The organism is Streptococcus sp. Marseille-Q7087 (genome assembly GCF_965111935.1).
Genome location: NZ_CBCOPJ010000001.1, coordinates 1,364,472 through 1,389,778, shown reverse-complemented (window position 1 = coordinate 1,389,778; position 25,307 = coordinate 1,364,472). Strand labels below are relative to the sequence as shown.

The following is a 25,307-nucleotide window of genomic DNA, read 5'->3' as shown; positions in this document are numbered from 1 at the left end:
CTATTGGTAAATTTATCCTCTCTTAGCATCAAGTCTGAAAAGAGTAAGACTTGACGTTGCCCACGTTACGGGAAAAGAGGGAAAGAGACTAGGTCTTTTTCCGAACAAAGGTGGTACCACGATTTTCGTCCTTTTTGCGAGTCGTGGTTTTTATATTGTCAATTTACATTAAAGGAGTAAACATGAAACTTAAAGAAACTCTCAATCTTGGGAAAACAGAATTTCCAATGCGTGCCGGACTTCCAACTAAAGAGCCGGTTTGGCAAAAAGAGTGGGAAGAAGCAAAACTCTATCAACGTCGTCAAGAGCTAAATGAAGGAAAACCACATTTCACGCTTCATGATGGCCCTCCATACGCTAACGGAAATATCCACGTAGGACATGCCATGAACAAGATTTCGAAAGATATCATTGTTCGTTCTAAGTCTATGTCAGGATTTTACGCACCATATATCCCAGGTTGGGATACACACGGTCTGCCAATCGAGCAAGTCTTGGCTAAACAAGGTGTTAAACGCAAAGAAATGGACTTGGTTGAGTACTTGAAACTTTGCCGTGAATACGCTCTTTCTCAAGTCGATAAACAACGCGAAGACTTCAAGCGCTTGGGTGTTTCTGGTGACTGGGAAAATCCATATGTAACCTTGACGCCAGACTATGAAGCGGCGCAAATCCGTGTTTTCGGTGAAATGGCTAATAAAGGCTACATCTACCGTGGAGCTAAGCCTGTTTACTGGTCTTGGTCATCTGAGTCAGCTCTTGCTGAAGCGGAAATTGAATACCATGATTTGGTTTCAACTTCACTTTACTATGCCAACAAGGTTAAAGATGGCAAAGGTGTCCTAGATACAGATACTTACATCGTTGTCTGGACTACAACACCATTTACCATCACGGCTTCTCGTGGATTGACTGTTGGTGCAGATATTGATTATGTATTAGTGCAACCAGCTGGAGAATCTCGTAAATTTGTGGTCGCTTCAGAGTTGCTGAACAGCTTGTCTGAAAAATTTGGCTGGGCGGATGTTCAAGTGTTGGCAACTTACCGTGGTCAAGAATTGAACCACATCGTGACAGAACACCCATGGGATACAGCAGTAGATGAACTTGTTATCCTTGGTGACCACGTTACAACAGATTCTGGTACAGGTATCGTCCATACAGCCCCTGGTTTTGGTGAGGATGACTACAATGTCGGTGTTGCCAATGGTCTCGAAGTTGCTGTAACTGTCAACGAACGTGGTATCATGATGGCCAATGCTGGTGCAGAGTTTGAAGGTCAATTCTACGACAAGGTTGTTCCAACAGTTATTGAAAAACTAGGTAACCTGCTTCTTGCTCAAGAAGAAATCTCTCACTCCTACCCATTTGACTGGCGTACGAAAAAACCAATTATCTGGCGTGCAGTACCTCAATGGTTTGCTTCTGTATCTAAATTCCGCCAAGAAATCTTGGACGAAATTGAAAAAGTCAAGTTCCACTCAGAGTGGGGTAAAGTCCGTCTTTACAATATGATTCGTGACCGTGGTGACTGGGTTATCTCTCGTCAACGTGCTTGGGGAGTTCCTCTTCCAATCTTCTACGCAGAAGATGGCACACCAATCATGACAGCTGAAACCATCGAACATGTGGCTCAACTCTTTGAAGAACATGGTTCCATCATCTGGTGGGAACGTGATGCCAAAGACCTCTTGCCTGAAGGATTTACCCATCCGGGTTCACCAAATGGCGAGTTCAAGAAAGAAACAGACATCATGGACGTATGGTTCGACTCAGGTTCATCATGGAATGGGGTTGTAGTGAACCGTCCAGAGCTCAAATACCCAGCTGACCTCTATTTAGAAGGTTCAGACCAATACCGTGGCTGGTTCAACTCATCACTCATCACATCTGTTGCCAACCATGGTGTCGCACCATACAAACAAATCTTGTCACAAGGTTTTGCCCTTGATGGTAAAGGTGAGAAGATGTCTAAATCTCTTGGAAACACCATTGCTCCAAGCGATGTTGAAAAACAATTTGGTGCGGAAATCTTGCGTCTCTGGGTAACCAGTGTAGACTCTAGCAACGATGTACGTATCTCTATGGATATCTTGAGTCAAGTTTCTGAAACTTACCGTAAGATTCGTAACACGCTTCGTTTCTTGATTGCTAATACTTCTGATTTTAATCCAGCTGAGGATGCAGTTGCTTACGAAGAGCTTCGTTCAGTGGACAAGTACATGACCATTCGCTTTAACCAACTTGTTAAGACCATTCGTGATGCTTATGCCAACTTCGAATTCTTGACAATCTATAAGGCATTGGTTAACTTTATCAACGTTGATTTGTCTGCTTTCTACCTTGACTTTGCCAAAGATGTTGTCTACATCGAAGGTGCAAAATCACTTGAACGGCGTCAAATGCAAACTGTCTTCTATGACATCCTTGTGAAGATCACCAAACTTTTGACACCAATCCTTCCTCACACTGCTGAAGAAATCTGGTCATACCTTGAGTTTGAAGCGGAAGACTTCGTTCAATTGTCAGAATTACCAGAAGATCAAACATTTGCCAACCAAGAGGAAATCTTGGATACATGGTCAGCCTTCATGGACTTCCGTGGACAAGCTCAAAAAGCCTTGGAAGAAGCGCGTAATGAAAAAGTCATCGGTAAATCTCTTGAAGCTCACTTGACCGTTTATCCAAATGAAGTGGTGAAAACCCTACTCGAAGCAGTAAACAGCAATGTAGCTCAACTCTTGATCGTGTCAGAATTGACTATCGCTGAAGGTGCTGCTCCAGAAGGTGCAGTAGCCTTTGAAGATGTAGCTTTCACTGTAGAACGTGCAGCGGGTGAAGTGTGTGACCGTTGCCGTCGTATCAATCCAACAACTGCTGAACGCCACTATCATGCAACTATCTGTGACAACTGTGCAAGCATCGTTGAAGAAAACTTTGCAGACGCAGTTGCAGAAGGCTTTGAAGCTAAATAATCTAACAAAAATACAGGAAAATTCCTGTATTTTTTTAAAATAAAAACTTTATTAAAAATATGGTATAATATACCTTATTAAAATAAAAGGAGATATTTATGAAGACCAAAACACTAGCACAAGCAGATGGATTTATTGGTATTGTTGCAGGAGCTATTTTAGCTTTCTTACCAATTTTTATGCTTATTCTTATAACTATTTCTCGAGATGAAGATGTTGTAGGATTTGTATTGGGGCTTACTTTCGTTGTGTTCTCATTGGTGAAAATTGCAACCCTCATTCTTGGAATTATCTCACTTGTCTATTATAAGGATGACAAACGTATTTCATTAGCGCCTTCAATTCTATTTATTGTAGGATCTGTAGTTGCATTGATTCCTTTCTTAGGATGGATTGGTGGAATCGTCCTCGTGATTGGTGGAGCTTTGTACCTAGCAAGTTTGAAACAATTCAAAATTGAAGAATGAATCATTATTAAAGGGAAGAGTTGACTGCTCTTCTCTTTTTAGTTGATTTTAACTAGCTTTTTTGTGAAAAATTGTGTAAAATAGAATAGATAAACGAGGGGGACCTCAAAAAATAAAAGGAGAATCCATCTAATGGTAAAATTGGTTTTCGCTCGCCACGGTGAGTCTGAATGGAACAAAGCTAACCTTTTCACTGGTTGGGCTGATGTTGATTTGTCTGATAAAGGAACACAACAAGCGATTGACGCTGGTAAATTGATTAAAGACGCTGGTATCGAATTTGACCAAGCCTACACTTCAGTATTGAAACGTGCAATCAAAACAACTAACCTTGCACTTGAAGCTGCTGACCAATTGTGGGTTCCAGTTGAAAAATCATGGCGCTTGAATGAACGTCACTACGGTGGTTTGACTGGTAAAAACAAAGCAGAAGCTGCTGACCAATTTGGTGCTGAACAAGTTCACATCTGGCGTCGTTCATACGATGTATTGCCTCCAGCAATGCCTCGTGATGACGAATATTCAGCTCACACTGACCGTCGTTATGCTTCACTTGACGACTCAGTAATTCCAGATGCTGAAAACTTGAAAGTTACTTTGGAACGTGCCCTTCCATTCTGGGAAGACAAAATCGCTCCAGCACTTAAAGATGGTAAAAACGTATTCGTAGGTGCACACGGTAACTCAATCCGCGCCCTTGTGAAACACATCAAACAATTATCAGATGACGAAATCATGGATGTTGAAATTCCAAACTTCCCACCATTGGTATTCGAATTTGACGAAAAATTGAACGTAGTTTCTGAATACTACCTTGGTAAATAATGTAAAATAGAGTCTAGGATTATTCCTAGGCTTTTTTATTTTGAAAATAGAAAAAATGCATAGTGTAATTTAACTTGTCAAAGCCAGGGATTCTTGTTATAATAGATAAGATGGAGGCGCTATGGCACTTAAAAAAGCAAGTTTAGCCTGTGCGGTTTGTGGTTCGAGAAACTACTCAATTAAAATTAGTGGGAATCCCAAACCGACTCGCTTAGAAGTAAATAAATTTTGTAAACATTGTGGTAAATACACAACACATCGAGAAACGAGATAGGAGATAAAAAAATGAGTTTTATTAAGGATATCTTTACACTTCTTAAAGATACAACTTGGCCAACTCGAAAACAAAGTTGGGTAGATTTTAAATCTATTATGGAATATACTGCCTTCTTTGTTGTTTTGATTTATATATTTGACCAATTAATCGTTAGCGGATTGATTCGATTCATTAATATTTTTTAAAATAGAATAATAGGCTAAAAAGAAGTTTACTATTAAGAAAGGAAAAAAGATGGATAGTTTTGATAAAGGATGGTTTGTCCTACAAACATATTCTGGTTATGAAAATAAAGTAAAAGAAAATCTTTTGCAACGTGCACAAACATACAATATGTTGGATAACATCTTGCGCGTTGAAATCCCAACCCAAACTGTACAAGTTGAGAAAAATGGGAAGAAAAAAGAAGTTGAAGAAAATCGTTTCCCAGGATATGTCCTTGTAGAAATGGTAATGACCGATGAAGCTTGGTTTGTAGTCCGTAACACACCAAACGTTACAGGATTCGTTGGATCGCATGGGAACAGATCTAAACCAACGCCACTTTTGGAACAAGAAATCAGAGATATCTTGATATCAATGGGACAAACAGTTCAAGAGTTTGATATCAATGTTGAAGTTGGTCAAACAGTCCGTATTATTGATGGTGCATTTACAGATTACACAGGAAAAATCACAGAAATTGATAATAATAAAGTGAAAATGATCATCTCAATGTTTGGTAATGATACAGTAGCCGAAGTAAATCTAAATCAAATCGCTGAATTGTAAGAGTGAAACTACTTTTATCATACAGATAACTAGATGTTTGTTTGTAAACCGAAAGATTAATTAGTCAACTTTTTTTAACAAACCAGTTGACAAGCGCTAAAAAGTAGGTATAATAGAAAGAGTTGAAAAACTCAAGGTCCGTTGGTCAAGGGGTTAAGACACCGCCTTTTCACGGCGGTAACACGGGTTCGAATCCCGTACGGACTATGGGTGTATCGCGGTTAAGGTTGATAGGATTTAAAAAAAGTTAAAAAACCTGTTGACAGAGAAAACTGACTGTGATATACTAATATAGTTGTCGCAAGCGCGACAAAGACCTTTGAAAACTGAACAAGACGAACCAATGTGCAGGGCACTATAACTGAAGGTTATAGTACTGAACAATGAAAAAACAATAAATCTGTCAGTGACAGAAATGAGTGAGAACTCAAACTTTTAATGAGAGTTTGATCCTGGCTCAGGATGAACGCTGGCGGCGTGCCTAATACATGCAAGTAGAACGCTGAAGCTTGGTGCTTGCACCGAGCGGATGAGTTGCGAACGGGTGAGTAACGCGTAGGTAACCTGCCTGGTAGCGGGGGATAACTATTGGAAACGATAGCTAATACCGCATGACAACAGTTATTGCATGATAGCTGTTTAAAAGGGGCAATTGCTCCACTACCAGATGGACCTGCGTTGTATTAGCTAGTTGGTGGGGTAACGGCTCACCAAGGCGACGATACATAGCCGACCTGAGAGGGTGATCGGCCACACTGGGACTGAGACACGGCCCAGACTCCTACGGGAGGCAGCAGTAGGGAATCTTCGGCAATGGACGGAAGTCTGACCGAGCAACGCCGCGTGAGTGAAGAAGGTTTTCGGATCGTAAAGCTCTGTTGTAAGAGAAGAACGAGTGTGAGAGTGGAAAGTTCACACTGTGACGGTATCTTACCAGAAAGGGACGGCTAACTACGTGCCAGCAGCCGCGGTAATACGTAGGTCCCGAGCGTTATCCGGATTTATTGGGCGTAAAGCGAGCGCAGGCGGTTAGATAAGTCTGAAGTTAAAGGCTGTGGCTTAACCATAGTACGCTTTGGAAACTGTTTAACTTGAGTGCAAGAGGGGAGAGTGGAATTCCATGTGTAGCGGTGAAATGCGTAGATATATGGAGGAACACCGGTGGCGAAAGCGGCTCTCTGGCTTGTAACTGACGCTGAGGCTCGAAAGCGTGGGGAGCAAACAGGATTAGATACCCTGGTAGTCCACGCCGTAAACGATGAGTGCTAGGTGTTAGACCCTTTCCGGGGTTTAGTGCCGTAGCTAACGCATTAAGCACTCCGCCTGGGGAGTACGACCGCAAGGTTGAAACTCAAAGGAATTGACGGGGGCCCGCACAAGCGGTGGAGCATGTGGTTTAATTCGAAGCAACGCGAAGAACCTTACCAGGTCTTGACATCCCTCTGACCGCTCTAGAGATAGAGTTTTCCTTCGGGACAGAGGTGACAGGTGGTGCATGGTTGTCGTCAGCTCGTGTCGTGAGATGTTGGGTTAAGTCCCGCAACGAGCGCAACCCCTATTGTTAGTTGCCATCATTCAGTTGGGCACTCTAGCGAGACTGCCGGTAATAAACCGGAGGAAGGTGGGGATGACGTCAAATCATCATGCCCCTTATGACCTGGGCTACACACGTGCTACAATGGCTGGTACAACGAGTCGCAAGTCGGTGACGGCAAGCTAATCTCTTAAAGCCAGTCTCAGTTCGGATTGTAGGCTGCAACTCGCCTACATGAAGTCGGAATCGCTAGTAATCGCGGATCAGCACGCCGCGGTGAATACGTTCCCGGGCCTTGTACACACCGCCCGTCACACCACGAGAGTTTGTAACACCCGAAGTCGGTGAGGTAACCATTTGGAGCCAGCCGCCTAAGGTGGGATAGATGATTGGGGTGAAGTCGTAACAAGGTAGCCGTATCGGAAGGTGCGGCTGGATCACCTCCTTTCTAAGGATAAGGAATGCACATTGGTCTTGTTTAGTCTTGAGAGGTCTTGTGGGGCCTTAGCTCAGCTGGGAGAGCGCCTGCTTTGCACGCAGGAGGTCAGCGGTTCGATCCCGCTAGGCTCCATTGGTGAGAGATCACCAAGTAATGCACATTGAAAATTGAATATCTATATCAAATAGTAACAAGAAAATAAACCGAAAACGCTGTAGTATTAATAAGAGTTTATGACTGAAAGGTCAAAAAAATAAGGTTAAGTTAATAAGGGCGCACGGTGGATGCCTTGGCACTAGGAGCCGAAGAAGGACGTGACAAACGACGATATGCCTTGGGTAGCTGTAAGTAAGCGATGATCCAGGGATTTCCGAATGGGGGAACCCAACAGGTACTACCTGTTACCCATATCTGTTAAGGATATGAGGAGGAAGACGCAGTGAACTGAAACATCTAAGTAGCTGCAGGAAGAGAAAGCAAAAGCGATTGCCTTAGTAGCGGCGAGCGAAACGGCAGGAGGGCAAACCGAAGAGTTTACTCTTCGGGGTTGTAGGACTGCAATGTGGACTCAAAGATTATAGAAGAATGATATGGGAAGATCAGCCAAAGAGAGTGAGAGCCTCGTATTCAAAATAGTCTTTGTACCTAGCAGTATCCTGAGTACGGCGGGACACGTGAAATCCCGTCGGAATCTGGGAGGACCATCTCCCAACCCTAAATACTCCCTAGTGACCGATAGTGAACCAGTACCGTGAGGGAAAGGTGAAAAGCACCCCGGGAGGGGAGTGAAATAGAACCTGAAACCGTGTGCCTACAACAAGTTCGAGCCCGTTAATGGGTGAGAGCGTGCCTTTTGTAGAATGAACCGGCGAGTTACGATATGATGCGAGGTTAAGTTGAAGAGACGGAGCCGTAGGGAAACCGAGTCTGAATAGGGCGCTTTAGTATCATGTCGTAGACCCGAAACCATGTGACCTACCCATGAGCAGGTTGAAGGTGCGGTAAGACGCACTGGAGGACCGAACCAGGGCACGTTGAAAAGTGCTTGGATGACTTGTGGGTAGCGGAGAAATTCCAAACGAACTTGGAGATAGCTGGTTCTCTCCGAAATAGCTTTAGGGCTAGCGTCGACATAAAGATTCTTGGAGGTAGAGCACTGTTTGGGTGAGGGGTCCATCCCGGATTACCAATCTCAGATAAACTCCGAATGCCAATGAATTATGGTCGGCAGTCAGACTGCGAGTGCTAAGATCCGTAGTCGAAAGGGAAACAGCCCAGACCACCAGCTAAGGTCCCAAAATAATTGTTAAGTGGAAAAGGATGTGGGGTTGCACAGACAACTAGGATGTTAGCTTAGAAGCAGCTATTCATTCAAAGAGTGCGTAATAGCTCACTAGTCGAGTGACCCTGCGCCGAAAATGTACCGGGGCTAAAACAATTTACCGAAGCTGTGGATACCTTTATAGGTATGGTAGGAGAGCGTTCTATGTGTGGCGAAGGTGTACCGTGAGGAGCGCTGGAACGCATAGAAGTGAGAATGCCGGTATGAGTAGCGAAAGACAGGTGAGAATCCTGTCCACCGTAAGACTAAGGTTTCCAGGGGAAGGCTCGTCCGCCCTGGGTTAGTCGGGACCTAAGGAGAGACCGAAAGGTGTATCCGATGGACAACAGGTTGATATTCCTGTACTAGAGTATGTAGTGATGGAGGGACGCAGTAGGCTAACTAAAGCAGACGATTGGAAGTGTCTGTCTAAGCAGTGAGGTGTGAACTGAGTCAAATGCTTAGTTCTATAACATTGAGCTGTGATGGGGAGCGAAGTTTAGTAGCGAAGTTAGTGACGTCACACTGCCAAGAAAAGCTTCTAGCGTTAAACATACTCTACCCGTACCGCAAACCGACACAGGTAGTCGAGGCGAGTAGCCTCAGGTGAGCGAGAGAACTCTCGTTAAGGAACTCGGCAAAATGACCCCGTAACTTCGGGAGAAGGGGTGCTGACTTTACGTCAGCCGCAGTGAATAGGCCCAAGCAACTGTTTATCAAAAACACAGCTCTCTGCTAAATCGTAAGATGATGTATAGGGGGTGACGCCTGCCCGGTGCTGGAAGGTTAAGAGGAGTGCTTAGCGGTAACGCGAAGGTATGAATTGAAGCCCCAGTAAACGGCGGCCGTAACTATAACGGTCCTAAGGTAGCGAAATTCCTTGTCGGGTAAGTTCCGACCCGCACGAAAGGCGTAATGATTTGGGCACTGTCTCAACGAGAGACTCGGTGAAATTTTAGTACCTGTGAAGATGCAGGTTACCCGCGACAGGACGGAAAGACCCCATGGAGCTTTACTGCAGTTTGATATTGAGTGTCTGTACCACATGTACAGGATAGGTAGGAGTCTATGAGATCGGGACGCCAGTTTCGAAGGAGACGTTGTTGGGATACTACCCTTGTGTTATGGCCACTCTAACCCGGATAGGTGATCCCTATCGGAGACAGTGTCTGACGGGCAGTTTGACTGGGGCGGTCGCCTCCTAAAAGGTAACGGAGGCGCCCAAAGGTTCCCTCAGAATGGTTGGAAATCATTCGCAGAGTGTAAAGGTATAAGGGAGCTTGACTGCGAGAGCTACAACTCGAGCAGGGACGAAAGTCGGGCTTAGTGATCCGGTGGTTCCGTATGGAAGGGCCATCGCTCAACGGATAAAAGCTACCCTGGGGATAACAGGCTTATCTCCCCCAAGAGTTCACATCGACGGGGAGGTTTGGCACCTCGATGTCGGCTCGTCGCATCCTGGGGCTGTAGTCGGTCCCAAGGGTTGGGCTGTTCGCCCATTAAAGCGGCACGCGAGCTGGGTTCAGAACGTCGTGAGACAGTTCGGTCCCTATCCGTCGCGGGCGTAGGAAATTTGAGAGGATCTGCTCCTAGTACGAGAGGACCAGAGTGGACTTACCGCTGGTGTACCAGTTGTCTTGCCAAAGGCATCGCTGGGTAGCTATGTAGGGAAGGGATAAACGCTGAAAGCATCTAAGTGTGAAACCCACCTCAAGATGAGATTTCCCATGATTTTATATCAGTAAGAGCCCTGAGAGATGATCAGGTAGATAGGTTAGAAGTGGAAGTGTGGCGACACATGTAGCGGACTAATACTAATAGCTCGAGGACTTATCCAAAGTAACTGAGAATATGAAAGCGTAAGGTTTTCTTGGAATTTGATAGATATTCAATTTTGAGTAGGTATTACTCAGAGTTAAGTGACGATAGCCTAGGAGATACACCTGTACCCATGCCGAACACAGAAGTTAAGCCCTAGAACGCCGGAAGTAGTTGGGGGTTGCCCCCTGTGAGATATGGAAGTCGCTTAGCTCTAGGGAGTTTAGCTCAGCTGGGAGAGCATCTGCCTTACAAGCAGAGGGTCAGCGGTTCGATCCCGTTAACTCCCATAGGTCCCGTAGTGTAGCGGTTATCACGTCGCCCTGTCACGGCGAAGATCGCGGGTTCGATTCCCGTCGGGACCGTAATAACGAAAGTTATTTGACTCGTTAGCTCAGTTGGTAGAGCAATTGACTTTTAATCAATGGGTCACTGGTTCGAGCCCAGTACGGGTCATATTTGCGGGTTTGGCGGAATTGGCAGACGCACCAGATTTAGGATCTGGCGCTTAACGGCGTGGGGGTTCAAGTCCCTTAACCCGCATAATAGAAATTAGCCGGCTTAGCTCAGTTGGTAGAGCATCTGATTTGTAATCAGAGGGTCGCGTGTTCAAGTCATGTAGCCGGCATTTTTTTTAATATAAACCAGAGTCGATGCGAACGTAGTTCAGTGGTAGAACACCACCTTGCCAAGGTGGGGGTCGCGGGTTCGAATCCCGTCGTTCGCTTAGAGAGGCCGGGGTGGCGGAACTGGCAGACGCACAGGACTTAAAATCCTGCGATTGGTAACGATCGTACCGGTTCGATTCCGGTCCTCGGCATATAAAAATGAGCACCCTTAGCTCAACTGGATAGAGTACCTGACTACGAATCAGGCGGTTAGAGGTTCGACTCCTCTAGGGTGCATTACAATTTAATTCGGGAAGTAGCTCAGCTTGGTAGAGTACTTGGTTTGGGACCAAGGTGTCGCAGGTTCGAATCCTGTCTTCCCGATTGATGGCGGTGTAGCTCAGCTGGCTAGAGCGTCCGGTTCATACCCGGGAGGTCGGGGGTTCGATCCCCTTCGCCGCTATAATGATCTTGTTGGACCTTTAGCTCAGCTGGTTAGAGCTCTCGGCTCATAACCGAGTGGTCGTAGGTTCAAGTCCTACAAGGTCCATTGAAATGATGGAGGATTACCCAAGTCCGGCTGAAGGGAACGGTCTTGAAAACCGTCAGGCGTGTAAAAGCGTGCGTGGGTTCGAATCCCACATCCTCCTTTATTATTAACGCGGGATGGAGCAGCTCGGTAGCTCGTCGGGCTCATAACCCGAAGGTCGTAGGTTCAAATCCTGCTCCCGCAATGTTGGCTCGGTAGCTCAGTTGGTAGAGCAATGGATTGAAGCTCCATGTGTCGGCGGTTCGATTCCGTCTCGCGCCATTTTTTTAATAAGTATCATGCGGGTGTAGTTTAGTGGTAAAACTACAGCCTTCCAAGCTGTTGTCGCGAGTTCGATTCTCGTCACCCGCTTTGAACTTTGTTCAAGTACCAAGTTTTTACTTGGGCGCGTAGCTCAGGTGGTTAGAGCGCACGCCTGATAAGCGTGAGGTCGGTGGTTCGAGTCCACTCGTGCCCATTAATAGGAGAATTACTCAAGAGGCTGAAGAGGACGGTTTGCTAAATCGTTAGGTCGGGTAACCGGCGCAAGGGTTCGAATCCCTTATTCTCCGTAATTAAAGAGCTGTATAGCTCTTTTTTTTTTTCAAAAAATTAATCTTGTAGTCTTTTATTATCCTTTTTAAAATGATAAATTATTTGCTATAATGTTAGTGAAATCTAACACTAGTTGTTATTAATCTTAGAGGAGAAATTTATGAAATACCCCATATTTTTAGGAAGTTTTTTTGTCTTATCCTTTAGTTTCTGTTTGTTTGGTTGTAGTAATCATCATACTGAAGTTTCTAGTAAAGATTCGAATTTATCTAATACTATTCAACCTTTTACAACTATTGAGCAAACAACTGAAGTACCTAAAAAGGATTATAAAGCTTTATATAAGTCCGTATTTGATGATTATCAAAAAATTCTTTCAACGTCTAAAGATCCAACTGCAATTTCTGATCTATATAAAAGTTTGAATGTTGCTGATCGTCCAATTAATAGTTGGTCTGTTGAAAATTCGGTTTATCAAGCGGATAAGATGCACTATGTTTATACAGATCTGAACCAGGATGGTGTTGAAGAATTATTAATAGGTGTTGAACAATCTAGTGGTGATTATTTTATATCAGGTTTATATTATTTAGTGAACGAGAAACCGGTTCTTCTAGCAGAAGGATTTGTAGCTGGTCATGGTGGTGCAAGAAATTCTATGAATATCTATAAGGGTGGAGATATCCTAGAATTGAGTTGGTCCTCTGGTACTGGAGAAGGGAGAGGAGTACTTTATCATCTTAATTTAAATCCTCAAGCTGCAAGCAAACTGCAAGAACAGGATATTCGAGTCCCTGGGAATAAAAGTTTGCATTCGGATTTTGGTAAGAGTGAATCTGAATTGCTGGATTTTAAACAACTTGATTGGCAGAAATTTGAAACTTCTTCTAGCAGGACTATTTCTGGTGAGAAACAAAAGGCTCCTTGGAATACTAATAAATCTGCGAAATTGGAAGCCTTTATTAAAGGATGGGGAGAAAGACTTGGGCAACCCAATTACAAAAAGGGAATTTCAGGAGGAGATGTTGGTGCGGATAATCTCTATACCTTTGGAAATGGACCAAGCGAAAAAATGGATGCTGTATACACGGATACAGGTTTAGGGAACGCTAAGTACAGAATCGTGGAGCGCTATAGTAACTGGGATAAATATCCGGATGTGCACAGCTACTTCTTTGCGATAACCAATACAGGAGAAGCAATTGTCTTTCATTCACCGACAACTAATGGTGGGATTATGTACTTGAAACCAACCGAAAATACAGAAATACAAGCAGAGTTCAAACGCTTGGTTGAAGAAGAATAATGAAAAAGAGTTTAGCGCTGGCTAAGCTCTTTTTTTAAAAAAGTTAATATTTTGATATCGAAATAGTTGACAGATGTAATTCAGGGTGTTACAATAATTCAAAAGGTTCGATATAGAACAAAAAGGAGACAAAATGGACAAGATGTTAGGAGGCTATCAAGATCTACAGATTCGATTGTTAAATGGGCGTATCTTTCAAAAGTTGCTGAGCAAGGAACCAGATGCTCAATACAGAAGTGAACAAGGGAAAATTTTAACGATTTTGTGGAAGCAAGAGTTGGGGTGCGCTACTGCGACAGATATCGCTCTTGCGACGGGTCTAGCCAATAATACATTGACCAGTATGGTTAAGAAATTGGAAGAACAAGGCTTGGTTACGATTCAACCTTGCACACAGGATAAAAGGAAAAAATATATCTCGTTGACAGAACTCGGTTGGGCGCAAAAAGAAATCGGTGACCGCGTCAGTAAAGAGTTGGGTGAAATTTTCTATCAAGGATTTTCAGATCAAGAAATCCGAGAATTTGAAGCCTATCAAGAGCGTATAATCGCAAATCTAAAAGCTAAAGAGAATGACATCTAGGGGAAGGAAGTAACAGTTATGATCGGAATTACAGGTGTAACAGGGAACTTAGGCTCCTATGTGGCTGATCTTGTCGATAAAAAAGGAATCGCTTCAGTCCATCTAGCAAGAAGCCCAGAGCGTGCAAAAGTCTACGCGTCTGCAGAAATCCGTAAAATAGTGTATACCAATACTCCAGAGGTGGTTGAGGCCTTAAAGGGTATCGATGCCTTGTTGATGGTATCTGCTCGGGAAAATCCAGAGCGTGTCAAGGAGCACAAGGAGTTTTTAGATGCTGCAAAACTAGCAGGGGTGCAGCATATTGTTTATACCTCCTTTTATGGGGCAGATGAGAAGGCAACCTTTACCTTGTCTCGAGATCATGCCCAGACGGAAGCCTATATCAAGGAGTTAGGGTTCACCTACACTTTTTTGAGAGATAATTTTTACTTGGACTTTCTGATTGATATGGCGCTTGAAAATGGAGAGATTCGTGGTCCGGCTGGCAGTGGCCTTGTGTCAGCTGTTGCCCGTAAGGATACATCTAAGGTTGCAGAAGAAATTCTTTTAAATCCTAAGGAGTGGGAAAATCAAAGCCTGAATTTGACAGGACCAGAGGATCTTTCCATGGAAGAAATCGTAGCGCTTCTCTCAAAGGAGACCGGTAAGGACATCACGTATCTAGATGAATCAGTAGAAGAAGCCTATGAGTCACGAAAAAAATGGCCAGCACAAACTTGGGAGTACGATGCATGGGTCAGTACCTATACAGCGATTAAAGCTGGCGAACAGGCTGGGGTTTCAACAGATATCGAAAAAGTCCTAAGGCATCCAGCAAGCAGCCTTTTGGATATTCTTAGAGATAGAAAACTTATTGAGGAAAAAAATGATTGAATACAAACATGTAGCCTTGCGCTATACAGAAAAGGACATTTTAAAAGATGTCAATCTTCGCATTGAAAATGGAGAATTCATGGTGCTAGTGGGTCCTTCAGGGTCTGGAAAGACCACCATGATCAAGATGATTAACCGTCTTTTGGAGCCGACAGATGGCAATATTTATATGGATGGGAAACGCATCAAGGACTATGATGAACGAGAATTACGTCTTTCTACTGGTTATGTTTTGCAGGCCATTGCTCTCTTTCCTAACTTGACTGTTGCTGAAAATATAGCATTGATTCCTGAGATGAAGGGCTGGAGTAAGGAACAAATAGCCTCTAAAACAGAAGAACTCTTGGACAAGGTGGGTCTGCCTGCTGCAGAGTATGCAGAGCGCATGCCTAGTGAGTTATCAGGTGGGGAGCAACAACGGATTGGCATTGTGCGGGCCATCATTGCAGAGCCAAAAATCTTACTGATGGATGAGCCTTTCTCTGCTCTCGATGCTATTTCTCGCAAACAGCTACAGTCTCTTACCAAAGACTTGCACAAAGAGTTTGGTATGACGACTATTTTCGTGACTCATGATACGGACGAGGCCTTAAAATTAGGCGATCGAATTGCTGTTTTACAGGATGGGGAAATTCGCCAGGTCGCAGAACCTGAAACAATTTTACAAGCGCCTGCGACAGACTTTGTAGCAAACTTGTTTGGAGGTGGCCTTCATGTCTAATTTGATTTCAACCTTTCAAGAGCGATTTAGTGAATGGGTAACAGCTCTGGGACAACACTTACAATTATCTCTTTTGACCTTATTGGTTGCTATTTTTCTGACCATCCCACTTGCGGTTTATCTAAATAGCCACAAAAAAGTGGCGAATTGGGTGCTACAAGTTGCAGGTATCTTCCAGACCATTCCTTCAATGGCCTTGTTGGGGCTCTTTATTCCTTTCATGGGAATTGGAACCTTACCAGCTCTCACAGCCCTTGTCATTTATGCTATTTTCCCGATTTTAGAAAATACAATCACAGCCCTGAACGGCATTGATCCTAGTCTTGAGGAGGCAGGGATTGCTTTTGGGATGACCAAGTGGGAGCGACTCAAGAAGTTTGAAATTCCACTTGCCATGCCTGTCATTGTATCGGGGGTTCGAACAGCGACCGTTATGATCATTGGGACAGCGACTCTAGCAGCTCTTGTGGGAGCTGGAGGATTGGGCTCATTTATCCTTTTGGGAATTGATCGTCGGAATGCTAGTCTCATTTTAATCGGTGCAATCTCATCAGCCATTTTGGCCATTCTCTTTAATGTTATTCTCAAATGGTTGGAAAAGGGAAAGTTGCGTACGATTGTTGCAGCTTTTGCAGTGATGGTCCTTGGTTTGGGAGCTAGTTATGCTCCAAGCATGATTCCTAACAAAGAGAAAGAAAATCTGGTTATAGCTGGGAAGTTGGGACCTGAACCTGAGATTCTCATGAATATGTACAAGCTTCTCATTGAGGAAAATACGGATATGACGGTGACGGTCAAGCCTAACTTTGGGAAGACAGATTTCCTTTATCAAGCGCTGAAAAAGGGTGATATCGATATCTATCCAGAATTTTCTGGAACAGTGACAGAGAGTCTCCTCCAACCATCTCCACAAATTGGGCATGACCCAGAAAAGGTTTACGAGGTGGCTCGTGACGGCATTGCCAAACAGGATCAACTAGCCTTTCTTAAACCCATGGCTTATCAAAATACTTATGCTATAGCAGTTCCCAAAAAAATTGCGCAAGAATATGGGCTTAAGACGATTTCAGACTTGAAAAAAGTAGAAGGACAGCTCAAGGCGGGATTCACTCTGGAGTTTAATGACCGTGAGGATGGAAACAAGGGCTTGCAGTCTGTTTATGGATTGAATCTCAATGTGGCAACCATGGAACCAGCTCTTCGCTACCAAGCCATCCAGTCAGGTGACATTCAAATTACAGATGCTTACTCAACAGATGCTGAAATTGCTAGGTATGACTTGATGATTTTAGAAGATGATCAACACCTCTTCCCACCTTATCAAGGAGCTCCACTCATGAAAGCTGAATTACTCGAAAAACATCCTGAGTTGGAAGATGTTCTTAATAAACTAGCTGGGAAAATCACCGAGAGCCAGATGAGTCAGATGAACTATCAGGTTGGTGTGGAAGGTAAATCAGCTGAAGAGGTTGCGCATGAGTTTCTCCTTCAAGAAGGAATACTTAAGCAATAATCAAAGGAGTATTAGTTTATGAGTATACAAAAAAGGATCAAAAAATCCTTTTTTTTATTGTACCAATGCTAACAAGATGGTAAGCACAAATGCAATTCCAATTCGAATCAGATGGTGGGCTGGATGGAAGTTTTCTTTTTGTTTGCCATTCCAATAGGCTCCGTAGCAAATTAATCCACAGCCAATCAGCCAAAGAGATAGTGCGATAATCGGCAAAAAGAAGTAGAGGAAGATAGATAAGGTCGCAAGGCTACTTCCGATGAGGAGAAATGTATTTCCTAGAGTGTGATTCCCTTTTTTAACTTCAGACAGAGAAGCCAATAAGTGAAGAAGAGCAAAAGCAAGGGCAAAGAAAGCCGTAAAAAAGCCGAGAAGAATGGGGAAGAACATAGGGTTTCCTTTCTAAGATATGATTGCCTGAGTACTATTTTTTATGACTGATTTTATGAAGAATCATAAATGATACTACAAGATTTAAAATAATAACCAATAAGGTAAAAAGAGAGTAACCATAAAGTTTAATTGGAAATTCATTTTTGAGATTGCAAAGAGCAAACAAACTCGTTAAAATTCCCGTCAACAATCCAGGCACATATTTTCGAATAACGACTGTCTGAATCAGATGTCCTAAGACATGGTAGATATAAGCGATTATGATGCTTGCGTAAATGCTATAGTTGTTAAATTGGTAACTAAGATATAGCGACATCATTAGGATCAGAAATTGCTCTAAGACAATGGCATTGAAAGCAAAAGGAGTGTAATAAGATAGGATTCGATTGTTTGGATACTGGATTGATATTTTTTTGACAAAGGATGGCATCCAAACGATTTCTTCCAGTTCGTGAAGCATGAAGAGTGATGGAAATAGAAAGTAAAATTGCACGCTGGTCATTGAAAATACTCCCTTCTAGTTCGAGCCCACTTTTAAAATCTCCAAATAAAATTGGATCACTTCTTGTTCCGTGTAGGACTTGCCTTTTTTCAACCACCAGCTGAGGGTTTCGATGAAATGGCTGACGACCAAGTGTTTGAGGTAAGAGTGAGGGAGAGTTGGATGGGACTTGATGAGTTCGTCGGCTACCATTGGGTAGACATCGTGTTCTAGTTCTTTTCGCAGTTGCCGGATAAAATAATCGTTTTTAGAGAGCAAGAGACTGGTCACATGGTCTTGATTTTTCTTGAAATGCTGAAAGATATGAGCCAGATAGTCTTGTGGTGAGAGGTGTTCAGCACGCTCAAAGAGATGGTGAAAGAGCTTTTGACAGAGTTCATCTAGCAATAATTCCTTACTCTCGTAATGGCTGTAAAAGGTCGAGCGCCCCACATCAGCAAGGTCTATGATTTCCTGAACGGTGATGGTCTCGTAGTCTTTTTGGTTGAGTAATTGTAAGAAAGCTTGATAGATAGCTTTTCGAGTTTTGGTGATGCGACGATCCTGTGCTGTCATATGGACACTTAGAACAAACTGTTCAGTAACGTACAAAGTAAACAGTTTGCCTCTATCCTTTCTATTGATAGTAGTGGATAATAGATAATGAACAAGATGTTCATGAATCTATTATAACAGAGGATTAAGGATTATGAGGACAAAACATGCAGTTTGGTTAGCTTTTTTCTTGAATTTGAGTTATGCCATTATTGAGTTTATCGCAGGTGGAGTGTTTAGTTCCAGCGCTGTTCTTGCTGACTCTGTCCATGATTTGGGAGATGCCATCGCAATTGGGATATCAGCCTTTCTTGAAACTATCTCCAATCGTGAAGAAGACAGCCACTATACCTTGGGTTACAAACGGTTTAGCCTTCTAGGTGCCTTGGTAACGGCTGTGATTCTCATGACAGGCTCTGTTCTGGTTATCTTGGAAAATATAACGAAACTCTTTCATCCACAACCGGTCAACGATGAGGGAATCCTCTGGTTAGGAATCATAGCTGTCAGTATCAATGTATTGGCGAGTCTAGTAGTTCGTAAGGGAAAAACAAAAAACGAATCCATTCTTAGCCTGCATTTTCTGGAAGATACCTTGGGTTGGGTGGCTGTTATCCTAATGGCCATTGTTCTGCGATTTACCGACTGGTATATTCTGGATCCGCTCTTATCTCTTGTCATCTCTATCTTTATTCTGTCAAAAGCTATTCCACGTTTTTGGTCCACGCTTAAGATTTTCTTAGATGCTGTACCGGAAGGAGTAGATATCAAGCAAGTAAAAAGCGACTTGGAGCAGTTGGACCATGTTGCTAGCCTTAATCAGCTCAATCTCTGGACCATGGATGGTTTGGAGAAAAATGCCATTGTCCATGTTTGTCTAAAAGAAATTGAACAGATGGAGCTTTGCAAGGAATCGATTCGAAGCAAACTCAAAGATTGTGGTTTTCAAAATATCACCATTGAGATTGACGCAGACCTAGCAAGTCATCAAACTCATAAGCGAAATATGGAAGAGCTAGAAGCAGTCCAAAACCATGGACATGAACATCATCATTGATGAGGCGTAGTATAAGAGAGCGAAAGCTTCATAAAAAGTGTATACTTGAAGTAAGTTAGATACAGAGAGGTAAATGTTTATGAAATCAGCAGTCTATACCAAGGCAGGTCAGGTAGGTATTGAGGAAATCAAGCGTCCAAGCATTCAAGAGGCGGATGATGTTATTATCCGTGTGGTTCGTGCTTGTGTTTGTGGTTCGGACCTTTGGAGCTATCGTAATCCAGATATTAAAGCGGGTCACAAAAATAGCGGACACGAAGCAATTGGAATCGTTGAAGAAACTGGAGAGGCCATTACAACAGTCAAGCCCGGTGATTTTGTGATTGTACCATTTACTCATGGCTGTGGGGAATGCGACGCTTGTCGTGCTGGATTTGATGGTTCTTGTGACAATCATATTGGAAATAATCTAGGAGGAAATTTCCAAGCTGAATATCTCCGTTTCCACTACGCTAATTGGGCACTTGTGAAAATTCCTGGTCAACCTTCAGATTATAGCGAAGGCATGCTCAAGTCACTTTTGACACTTGCTGATGTCATGCCGACCGGTTACCATGCAGCGCGTGTGGCTAATGTGCAAAAAGGCGACAAAGTTGTCGTTATTGGGGATGGGGCTGTTGGTCAATGTGCTGTCATTGCAGCTAAGATGCGTGGCGCATCCCAAATTGTCCTTATGAGTCGCCACGAAGACCGTCAACAAATGGCCTTGGAGTCAGGCGCGACAGCAGTCGTAGCTGAGCGAGGAGAAGAAGGAATTGTCAAGGTACGTGAAATTCTTGGCGGTGGAGCAGATGCAGCACTTGAGTGTGTTGGTACTGAGGCTGCTGTTGAGCAAGCACTGGGTGTCCTTCATAATGGTGGTCGTATGGGAATTGTTGGTGTGCCTCACTATAATAACCGTGCCCTTGGTTCGACCTTTGCTCAGAATATTTCTGTTGCGGGTGGAGCAGCCTCTGCAACAACGTACGATAAGCAATTCTTGCTCAAGGCTGTTCTGGATGGTGATATCAATCCAGGTCGTGTTTTTACTTCAAGTTATAAACTGGAAGATATTGACCAAGCTTATAAGGCTATGGATGAACGCAAGACTATCAAGTCTATGATTGTGATGGATTAAAAAAAGAAAATCCTAATAGAGATTTGAGAATCTTTATTAGGATTTTTTATGTTCAACTATTGCACTTAATGCTAGGTACTTTCTCTTAAAGTTAGTTTGGTTCCCAGCATAGTAAGGCTTGGAATTTTACGGCCGTGAAGGACTTCTCTGTTCAAAATATCCATTCCTGTGCGTCCCATTTCTTCGGTGTAGACTGTAATACTGGAAAGTGGTGGGAACACTTGCTTGGTTAGAATGGTATCATTAAAGGAAATAATGCTGACGCGCTCTGGAATGCTGATGCTGGCTTCTTGAAGGGCGCGAAGGGCACCAATGGCTAAACTGTCACTGGCTGCAAAAAAGGCTTGTGGAAGTTTATCTCCTAATTTTTCGATAGCCTCTTTCATCAAGTCGTATCCAGATTGGGCAGTAAATAGTCCTTGGAAAATGAATTTCTCGTTATAAATTCCCTTTTCTTGTGTATAGGATTTAAAGTAACCTAAGCGTTTGTCTGCGATGACTTCTTCTTGGTCAGTAGTAGTTTCAAGACCGGATAAAATACCAATCTTCTTAATCCCGTGGTCTGTAAAGTAATCGACTACCTGTCTAACAGCATTATTAAAATCTGTAATGACACAGGTGTGTCCCAAGGCTATGGTGTCACTATCTAGAAAAACTAGAGGTTTTTGATATTCTTCAAATGATGCAATCTGTGCTTGGCTAAATTTTCCAATACAAAGAATTCCAATGACTTCTTCGCTAAGCGTAAAAGGTTGATCATTGAAATAGCGTAAGATTTCGTAATCTAATTCTTGTGCCCTATTTTCGATTCCTAGTCGAATCTGGTAGTAGTAGAGGTCTTCCAACTCACCTTGTTCGCTGACCCACTGGATAATGGCAATCTTTTGTTTCAGTTTGTGACTTTCGCCTGTTTTAAGATGTTTGGTATAACCTAGTTCTTCGGCGACAGTTAAAATACGATGTCGGGTTTCTTCTGTGACAGATAGACTCTGATCGCGATTGAGGACACGAGATACAGTTGCGATTGAGACAGAGGCTAACTGAGCAATATCTTTGAGTGTAGCCATAATTCCCCTCCTTTTTAGGTTATTATAGCATATTTTTCTATCTTTTTACTCATAGTTTAGTAAAATATCGGTAAAAATATTGACCAAAGCAAAACCCTTGGGTACAATAGAAGAAAACGATTACAAGGTAAACTTTTTTACCTAACAAATTGTCAAAGGAGAATTCATATGACACAACATCTTACTGCTGATGCACTTCGCAAGGATTTTCTTGCTGTTTTTGGTCAAGAAGCAGATCAAACCTTCTTTTCACCAGGCCGTATCAACTTGATTGGGGAGCATACTGACTATAATGGTGGCCATGTTTTCCCAGCTGCTATTTCATTAGGAACTTATGGAGCAGCACGCAAGCGTGATGACCAAGTTTTGCGTTTCTACTCCGCAAACTTTGAGGATAAAGGCATTATCGAAGTTCCTCTAGCTGACCTTAAGTTTGAGAAAGAGCACAACTGGACCAACTATCCAAAAGGTGTCCTTCATTTCTTGCAAGAAGCTGGCCATGTGATTGATAAAGGTTTTGATTTCTATGTATTTGGGAATATCCCAAATGGTGCTGGTTTGTCTTCATCTGCATCCTTAGAGCTTTTGACTGGTGTCGTGGCAGAATACCTCTTTGACCTAAAATTGGACCGTCTAGACTTGGTTAAAATCGGGAAATTGACAGAGAATAACTTTATCGGTGTTAATTCTGGTATTATGGATCAGTTTGCAATCGGTATGGGGGCAGACCAACGTGCCATTTATCTGGATACAAATAGTTTAGAATATGACTTGGTTCCCCTTGATTTGAAGGACAATGTTGTTGTTATCATGAACACTAACAAACGCCGTGAACTTGCGGATTCTAAGTACAATGAACGCCGCGCTGAGTGTGAAAAAGCAGTAGAAGAACTCCAAGTGGACTTAAATATTCAAACCTTGGGTGAATTGGATGAATGGGCTTTTGATGAATATAGCTATCTCATCAAAGACGAAAATCGCTTGAAACGTGCTCGCCATGCCGTTCTTGAGAATCAACGTACCCTTAAAGCACAAGCAGCTCTTCAAGCAGGAGATTTGGACAAGTTTGGTCGTTTGATGAATGCTTCTCATGTTTCACTTGAGCATGACTACGAAGTAACTGGCTTGGAATTAGATACCCTTGTTCATACTGCTTGGGCTCAAGAAGGTGTTCTCGGTGCTCGTATGACAGGAGCAGGTTTTGGTGGTTGTGCAATCGCCTTGGTTCAAAAGGATGCTGTTGATTCCTTTAAAGAAGCTGTAGGCAAGCACTATGAAGAAATCGTTGGTTACGCTCCTAGCTTCTATATCGCTGAAGTGGCAGGTGGAACTCGCGTCTTAGATTAGGAGAGAAGGATATGGAAGCTGTAATATTTGATTTAGATGGCTTATTAGCCGATACTGAAATCATTTCTCTAAAAGTTTATCAAGAATTGCTTAGAGATTTTGGAATTCCTTTCACAGAAGAAACTTATTCTAGAGACTACAGTGGACATAGGGAAGAGGAGAATGTTCAACGATTTTTGGATACCTATGATTTACCCTGGAACTTTGACCAAACCTTGGATAAAGTTTATGAACTGGAAGCTCAAATCTTAGCCAAAGGTGTAAATTTAAAAAAAGGTGCTAAAAATTTGCTTACTTATTTGCAAAGAGAAGGCGTTCCAATCGCTTTAGCAACATCGAGTGTTGAATCTCGAGCTAGAATGATATTGGATAGCAATGGTATACTATCACTATTTGACCATTTAGTTTTTGCAAAAGATGTAAAGCGAAGCAAACCATACCCAGATATATTTTTAAAGGCTTGTAGTGATTTGAACGTTTTACCAGAGAATTGCTTGGTACTAGAGGATAGTGAAGCAGGGATTGAAGCGGCATCTAGAGCTGGGATTCCAGTTATTTGTATTCCAGATTTAAAAATACCAGCACAGTCTTTCTTAAATAAAACAGAACAAGTTTTTCAGGATTTGGATGCTGTTAGAGACTATTTAGAAAGTAAGAAGGAGGTTTTCTAGTGACCTTAGTAGAAAAATTTGTTACCAAAGTCATTGCAGAAAGTACCTTTGAAGAGTTGGATCGGATTTATCTGACCAATCGTGTTTTAGCACTGGTGGGGGATGGGGTTCTTGAAGTCAAGACTGACCAAGATAACTTGATTGACCTTAAAGATCAGCTTGTTGAGGAAGCCGTTCGCTTGGAAACGATTGAAGATAGTCTGGCTGCGCGTGAAATTCTCGGTGCAGACCTCATGGACTTGGTAAACCCTTGTCCAAGTCAGGTCAATCGTGACTTTTGGGCTACCTATGCCCAGTCACCAGAGCAGGCGATTGCGGACTTCTACCAACTCAGTCAGAAGAATGACTACATCAAACTAAAGGCCATCGCAAAGAATATTGCTTATCGTGTTCCGTCTGACTACGGTGAACTGGAGATTACCATCAATCTCTCTAAGCCTGAAAAGGATCCAAAGGAGATTGCGGCAGCTAAGTTGGTTAAATCCAGCAACTATCCTCAATGTCAGCTCTGTATGGAAAACGAAGGCTACCATGGTCGTGTCAACCATCCAGCTAGAAGCAATCACCGGATTATCCGTTTTGATATTTCTGGGCAGGAGTGGGGCTTCCAATATTCGCCTTATGCATACTTTAATGAGCACTGTATATTCCTTGATAGCCAACATCGTCCTATGTCTATTAGTCGTCAAAGTTTTGAACGTTTGTTAGCAATTGTGGAGCAGTTCCCAGGTTACTTTGCAGGCTCGAATGCTGATTTACCTATCGTGGGTGGGTCTATCCTGACACACGATCATTATCAAGGTGGGCGACATGTATTCCCAATGGAAGTGGCTCCTTTACAGAAAAGCTTTACCTTTGCAGGTTTTAAAACTGTTAAAGCAGGGATTGTTCAGTGGCCTATGTCTGTGATTCGACTAACTTCAGATTCTAAAGAAGATTTGACGGACCTTGCGGATAAAATCTTACTGGCTTGGCGTCAATACTCAGATCCAAGTGTACAGGTCTTGGCAGAAAGCGATGGAACACTGCACCATACCATTACACCGATAGCCCGTAAACGAGATGGGCAGTTTGAGTTGGATTTGGTTTTGCGGGATAATCAAACATCTCCAGAACATCCAGATGGTATCTATCATCCCCATAAGGATGTCCAACATATCAAGAAGGAAAATATCGGCTTGATAGAGGTCATGGGCTTGGCAATCTTGCCACCACGCTTGAAGGAAGAAGTGGAGCAGGTGGCAGCTTATCTAGTCGGAGAGGATGTTTCAGTAGCAGATTATCACCAAGAATGGGCAGATGAGTTGAAAGAATCCCATCCTGGATTGACTGACAAAGACCAAGCTCTTAATATCGTCCAAGAATCTGTTGGAAAAATCTTTGCGCGAGTTTTGGAATATGCAGGAGTTTACAAGCAAACAGAAGAAGGACAAGCTGCCTTTATGCGCTTTGTGGAGCAGGTTGGTATTTTGCCCGAATAAGTGCTTCTCTCTTGCGTAGAGTC

The 25,307-nt window shown here is 43.0% G+C and carries 20 protein-coding genes, 19 tRNA genes, 3 rRNA genes and 1 other annotated feature (1 of these 43 only partly in view); of the genes, 38 read left to right on the top strand and 4 right to left on the bottom strand.

Annotated features, from left to right (window positions below):
* Nucleotides 1-136, top strand: a binding site (T-box leader) (it extends 77 nt beyond the left edge of the window).
* 46 nt (nucleotides 137-182) lie between these two features.
* The 33 genes from ileS (at nucleotide 183) to ACWPVF_RS07125 (ending at nucleotide 17,115) form a co-directional block, all read left to right on the top strand.
* On the top strand, nucleotides 183-2,975 hold the full coding sequence (gene ileS / locus ACWPVF_RS07285; protein ID WP_454385435.1) for an isoleucine--tRNA ligase: 2,793 nt from the start codon (nucleotides 183-185) through the stop codon (nucleotides 2,973-2,975).
* A gap of 98 nt (nucleotides 2,976-3,073) precedes the next feature.
* The gene (locus ACWPVF_RS07280) at nucleotides 3,074-3,442 is read left to right on the top strand and encodes a hypothetical protein (RefSeq protein ID WP_414307937.1); all 369 of its coding nucleotides are present in this window, start codon (nucleotides 3,074-3,076) and stop codon (nucleotides 3,440-3,442) included.
* A gap of 132 nt (nucleotides 3,443-3,574) precedes the next feature.
* A complete protein-coding gene (locus ACWPVF_RS07275) occupies nucleotides 3,575-4,267 on the top strand; it encodes a phosphoglycerate mutase (RefSeq protein WP_454385432.1) in 693 nt (230 codons plus the stop codon).
* Nucleotides 4,268-4,388: 121 nt separating this feature from the next.
* Nucleotides 4,389-4,541: a 50S ribosomal protein L33 gene (gene rpmG / locus ACWPVF_RS07270; RefSeq protein ID WP_001809375.1), complete on the top strand. Its 153-nt coding sequence runs from the start codon at nucleotides 4,389-4,391 to the stop codon at nucleotides 4,539-4,541.
* A gap of 11 nt (nucleotides 4,542-4,552) precedes the next feature.
* Nucleotides 4,553-4,729: a preprotein translocase subunit SecE gene (gene secE / locus ACWPVF_RS07265; protein ID WP_045613633.1), complete on the top strand. Its 177-nt coding sequence runs from the start codon at nucleotides 4,553-4,555 to the stop codon at nucleotides 4,727-4,729.
* Between the two features lie 49 nt (nucleotides 4,730-4,778).
* Nucleotides 4,779-5,315 (top strand): transcription termination/antitermination protein NusG, encoded by a 537-nt coding sequence (nusG, locus tag ACWPVF_RS07260; RefSeq protein ID WP_045613635.1) that lies wholly within the window; start codon nucleotides 4,779-4,781, stop codon nucleotides 5,313-5,315.
* A 135-nt stretch (nucleotides 5,316-5,450) separates the two neighbouring features.
* Nucleotides 5,451-5,522, top strand: a tRNA-Glu gene (locus tag ACWPVF_RS07255).
* A 227-nt stretch (nucleotides 5,523-5,749) separates the two neighbouring features.
* Nucleotides 5,750-7,297 (top strand): 16S ribosomal RNA (locus ACWPVF_RS07250).
* A gap of 50 nt (nucleotides 7,298-7,347) precedes the next feature.
* Nucleotides 7,348-7,420: transfer RNA gene (locus tag ACWPVF_RS07245), tRNA-Ala, on the top strand.
* 125 nt (nucleotides 7,421-7,545) lie between these two features.
* Nucleotides 7,546-10,447, top strand: a 23S ribosomal RNA gene (locus tag ACWPVF_RS07240).
* Nucleotides 10,448-10,524: 77 nt separating this feature from the next.
* Nucleotides 10,525-10,640 (top strand): 5S ribosomal RNA (rrf, locus tag ACWPVF_RS07235).
* The 16S, 23S and 5S rRNA genes sit together here with 19 tRNA genes alongside, the layout of an rRNA operon.
* Nucleotides 10,641-10,644: 4 nt before the next feature.
* A tRNA-Val gene (locus tag ACWPVF_RS07230) sits at nucleotides 10,645-10,717 on the top strand.
* A gap of 2 nt (nucleotides 10,718-10,719) precedes the next feature.
* Nucleotides 10,720-10,792: transfer RNA gene (locus ACWPVF_RS07225), tRNA-Asp, on the top strand.
* Nucleotides 10,793-10,810: 18 nt separating this feature from the next.
* A tRNA-Lys gene (locus tag ACWPVF_RS07220) sits at nucleotides 10,811-10,883 on the top strand.
* 5 nt (nucleotides 10,884-10,888) lie between these two features.
* Nucleotides 10,889-10,970 (top strand) — tRNA-Leu (locus ACWPVF_RS07215).
* Between the two features lie 12 nt (nucleotides 10,971-10,982).
* Nucleotides 10,983-11,055, top strand: a tRNA-Thr gene (locus ACWPVF_RS07210).
* Nucleotides 11,056-11,082: 27 nt separating this feature from the next.
* Nucleotides 11,083-11,154, top strand: a tRNA-Gly gene (locus ACWPVF_RS07205).
* A gap of 7 nt (nucleotides 11,155-11,161) precedes the next feature.
* Nucleotides 11,162-11,247: transfer RNA gene (locus ACWPVF_RS07200), tRNA-Leu, on the top strand.
* A gap of 11 nt (nucleotides 11,248-11,258) precedes the next feature.
* A tRNA-Arg gene (locus ACWPVF_RS07195) sits at nucleotides 11,259-11,332 on the top strand.
* A 13-nt stretch (nucleotides 11,333-11,345) separates the two neighbouring features.
* A tRNA-Pro gene (locus tag ACWPVF_RS07190) sits at nucleotides 11,346-11,419 on the top strand.
* Between the two features lie 5 nt (nucleotides 11,420-11,424).
* Nucleotides 11,425-11,498, top strand: a tRNA-Met gene (locus ACWPVF_RS07185).
* A 13-nt stretch (nucleotides 11,499-11,511) separates the two neighbouring features.
* A tRNA-Ile gene (locus ACWPVF_RS07180) sits at nucleotides 11,512-11,585 on the top strand.
* Nucleotides 11,586-11,595: 10 nt separating this feature from the next.
* Nucleotides 11,596-11,685: transfer RNA gene (locus tag ACWPVF_RS07175), tRNA-Ser, on the top strand.
* 10 nt (nucleotides 11,686-11,695) lie between these two features.
* Nucleotides 11,696-11,769 (top strand) — tRNA-Met (locus ACWPVF_RS07170).
* Nucleotides 11,770-11,773: 4 nt separating this feature from the next.
* A tRNA-Phe gene (locus tag ACWPVF_RS07165) sits at nucleotides 11,774-11,846 on the top strand.
* A gap of 19 nt (nucleotides 11,847-11,865) precedes the next feature.
* Nucleotides 11,866-11,936: transfer RNA gene (locus tag ACWPVF_RS07160), tRNA-Gly, on the top strand.
* Between the two features lie 32 nt (nucleotides 11,937-11,968).
* Nucleotides 11,969-12,042 (top strand) — tRNA-Ile (locus ACWPVF_RS07155).
* A 6-nt stretch (nucleotides 12,043-12,048) separates the two neighbouring features.
* Nucleotides 12,049-12,136, top strand: a tRNA-Ser gene (locus ACWPVF_RS07150).
* A gap of 143 nt (nucleotides 12,137-12,279) precedes the next feature.
* Entirely contained in the window at nucleotides 12,280-13,425 is a 1,146-nt protein-coding gene (locus ACWPVF_RS07145; RefSeq protein WP_454385429.1) for a DUF4767 domain-containing protein, read from the top strand.
* Nucleotides 13,426-13,558: 133 nt separating this feature from the next.
* Nucleotides 13,559-14,008 carry a MarR family winged helix-turn-helix transcriptional regulator gene (locus ACWPVF_RS07140; RefSeq protein ID WP_454385427.1) on the top strand — a complete coding sequence of 150 codons (450 nt, stop codon included), beginning with the start codon at nucleotides 13,559-13,561 and terminating at the stop codon, nucleotides 14,006-14,008.
* Between the two features lie 18 nt (nucleotides 14,009-14,026).
* On the top strand, nucleotides 14,027-14,881 hold the full coding sequence (locus ACWPVF_RS07135; RefSeq protein WP_454385425.1) for an SDR family oxidoreductase: 855 nt from the start codon (nucleotides 14,027-14,029) through the stop codon (nucleotides 14,879-14,881).
* Nucleotides 14,874-15,602, top strand: coding sequence for an ABC transporter ATP-binding protein (locus ACWPVF_RS07130; RefSeq protein ID WP_454385423.1), 729 nt, complete (start codon nucleotides 14,874-14,876; stop codon nucleotides 15,600-15,602). The genes ACWPVF_RS07135 and ACWPVF_RS07130 overlap by 8 nt, the downstream gene beginning before the upstream one ends.
* Complete coding sequence (locus ACWPVF_RS07125) at nucleotides 15,595-17,115, top strand: ABC transporter permease/substrate-binding protein (RefSeq protein ID WP_454385421.1); 1,521 nt, start codon at nucleotides 15,595-15,597, stop codon at nucleotides 17,113-17,115. The genes ACWPVF_RS07130 and ACWPVF_RS07125 overlap by 8 nt, the downstream gene beginning before the upstream one ends.
* A 54-nt stretch (nucleotides 17,116-17,169) precedes the next feature.
* Here ACWPVF_RS07125 and ACWPVF_RS07120 read toward each other — a convergent pair whose 3' ends face one another.
* Genes ACWPVF_RS07120 through ACWPVF_RS07110 form a run of 3 tightly spaced genes read right to left on the bottom strand, consistent with a single transcriptional unit; the run spans nucleotide 17,170 to nucleotide 18,565 of the window.
* On the bottom strand, nucleotides 17,170-17,505 hold the full coding sequence (locus ACWPVF_RS07120; protein WP_454385419.1) for a glucuronide permease: 336 nt from the start codon (nucleotides 17,503-17,505) through the stop codon (nucleotides 17,170-17,172).
* A 34-nt stretch (nucleotides 17,506-17,539) separates the two neighbouring features.
* Nucleotides 17,540-18,010: an HXXEE domain-containing protein gene (locus ACWPVF_RS07115; RefSeq protein ID WP_414307666.1), complete on the bottom strand. Its 471-nt coding sequence runs from the start codon at nucleotides 18,008-18,010 to the stop codon at nucleotides 17,540-17,542.
* A gap of 15 nt (nucleotides 18,011-18,025) precedes the next feature.
* Nucleotides 18,026-18,565: a TetR/AcrR family transcriptional regulator gene (locus ACWPVF_RS07110; RefSeq protein WP_414307665.1), complete on the bottom strand. Its 540-nt coding sequence runs from the start codon at nucleotides 18,563-18,565 to the stop codon at nucleotides 18,026-18,028.
* Between the two features lie 133 nt (nucleotides 18,566-18,698).
* On the opposite strand from ACWPVF_RS07110, the gene ACWPVF_RS07105 reads away from it, so the two are divergent.
* Nucleotides 18,699-19,601, top strand: a complete 903-nt coding sequence (locus ACWPVF_RS07105) for a cation diffusion facilitator family transporter (protein ID WP_414307664.1) — start codon at nucleotides 18,699-18,701, stop codon at nucleotides 19,599-19,601.
* Nucleotides 19,602-19,680: 79 nt separating this feature from the next.
* Nucleotides 19,681-20,718 carry a zinc-binding dehydrogenase gene (locus ACWPVF_RS07100; protein WP_414307681.1) on the top strand — a complete coding sequence of 346 codons (1,038 nt, stop codon included), beginning with the start codon at nucleotides 19,681-19,683 and terminating at the stop codon, nucleotides 20,716-20,718.
* A 71-nt stretch (nucleotides 20,719-20,789) separates the two neighbouring features.
* Here ACWPVF_RS07100 and ACWPVF_RS07095 read toward each other — a convergent pair whose 3' ends face one another.
* Entirely contained in the window at nucleotides 20,790-21,785 is a 996-nt protein-coding gene (locus tag ACWPVF_RS07095) for a LacI family DNA-binding transcriptional regulator (RefSeq protein ID WP_454385416.1), read from the bottom strand.
* 168 nt (nucleotides 21,786-21,953) lie between these two features.
* Between ACWPVF_RS07095 and ACWPVF_RS07090 the strand changes: the two genes are divergently transcribed.
* From ACWPVF_RS07090 to ACWPVF_RS07080, 3 genes are read left to right on the top strand one after another with little or no spacing between them, the layout of a single operon-like run.
* On the top strand, nucleotides 21,954-23,132 hold the full coding sequence (locus ACWPVF_RS07090) for a galactokinase (RefSeq protein WP_454385414.1): 1,179 nt from the start codon (nucleotides 21,954-21,956) through the stop codon (nucleotides 23,130-23,132).
* Nucleotides 23,133-23,143: 11 nt separating this feature from the next.
* Nucleotides 23,144-23,803: an HAD family hydrolase gene (locus ACWPVF_RS07085; protein WP_414307661.1), complete on the top strand. Its 660-nt coding sequence runs from the start codon at nucleotides 23,144-23,146 to the stop codon at nucleotides 23,801-23,803.
* The gene (locus ACWPVF_RS07080; protein WP_454385412.1) at nucleotides 23,803-25,284 is read left to right on the top strand and encodes a UDP-glucose--hexose-1-phosphate uridylyltransferase; all 1,482 of its coding nucleotides are present in this window, start codon (nucleotides 23,803-23,805) and stop codon (nucleotides 25,282-25,284) included. Before ACWPVF_RS07085 ends, ACWPVF_RS07080 begins: the two co-directional genes overlap by 1 nt.
* Nucleotides 25,285-25,307 lie beyond the last annotated feature (23 nt).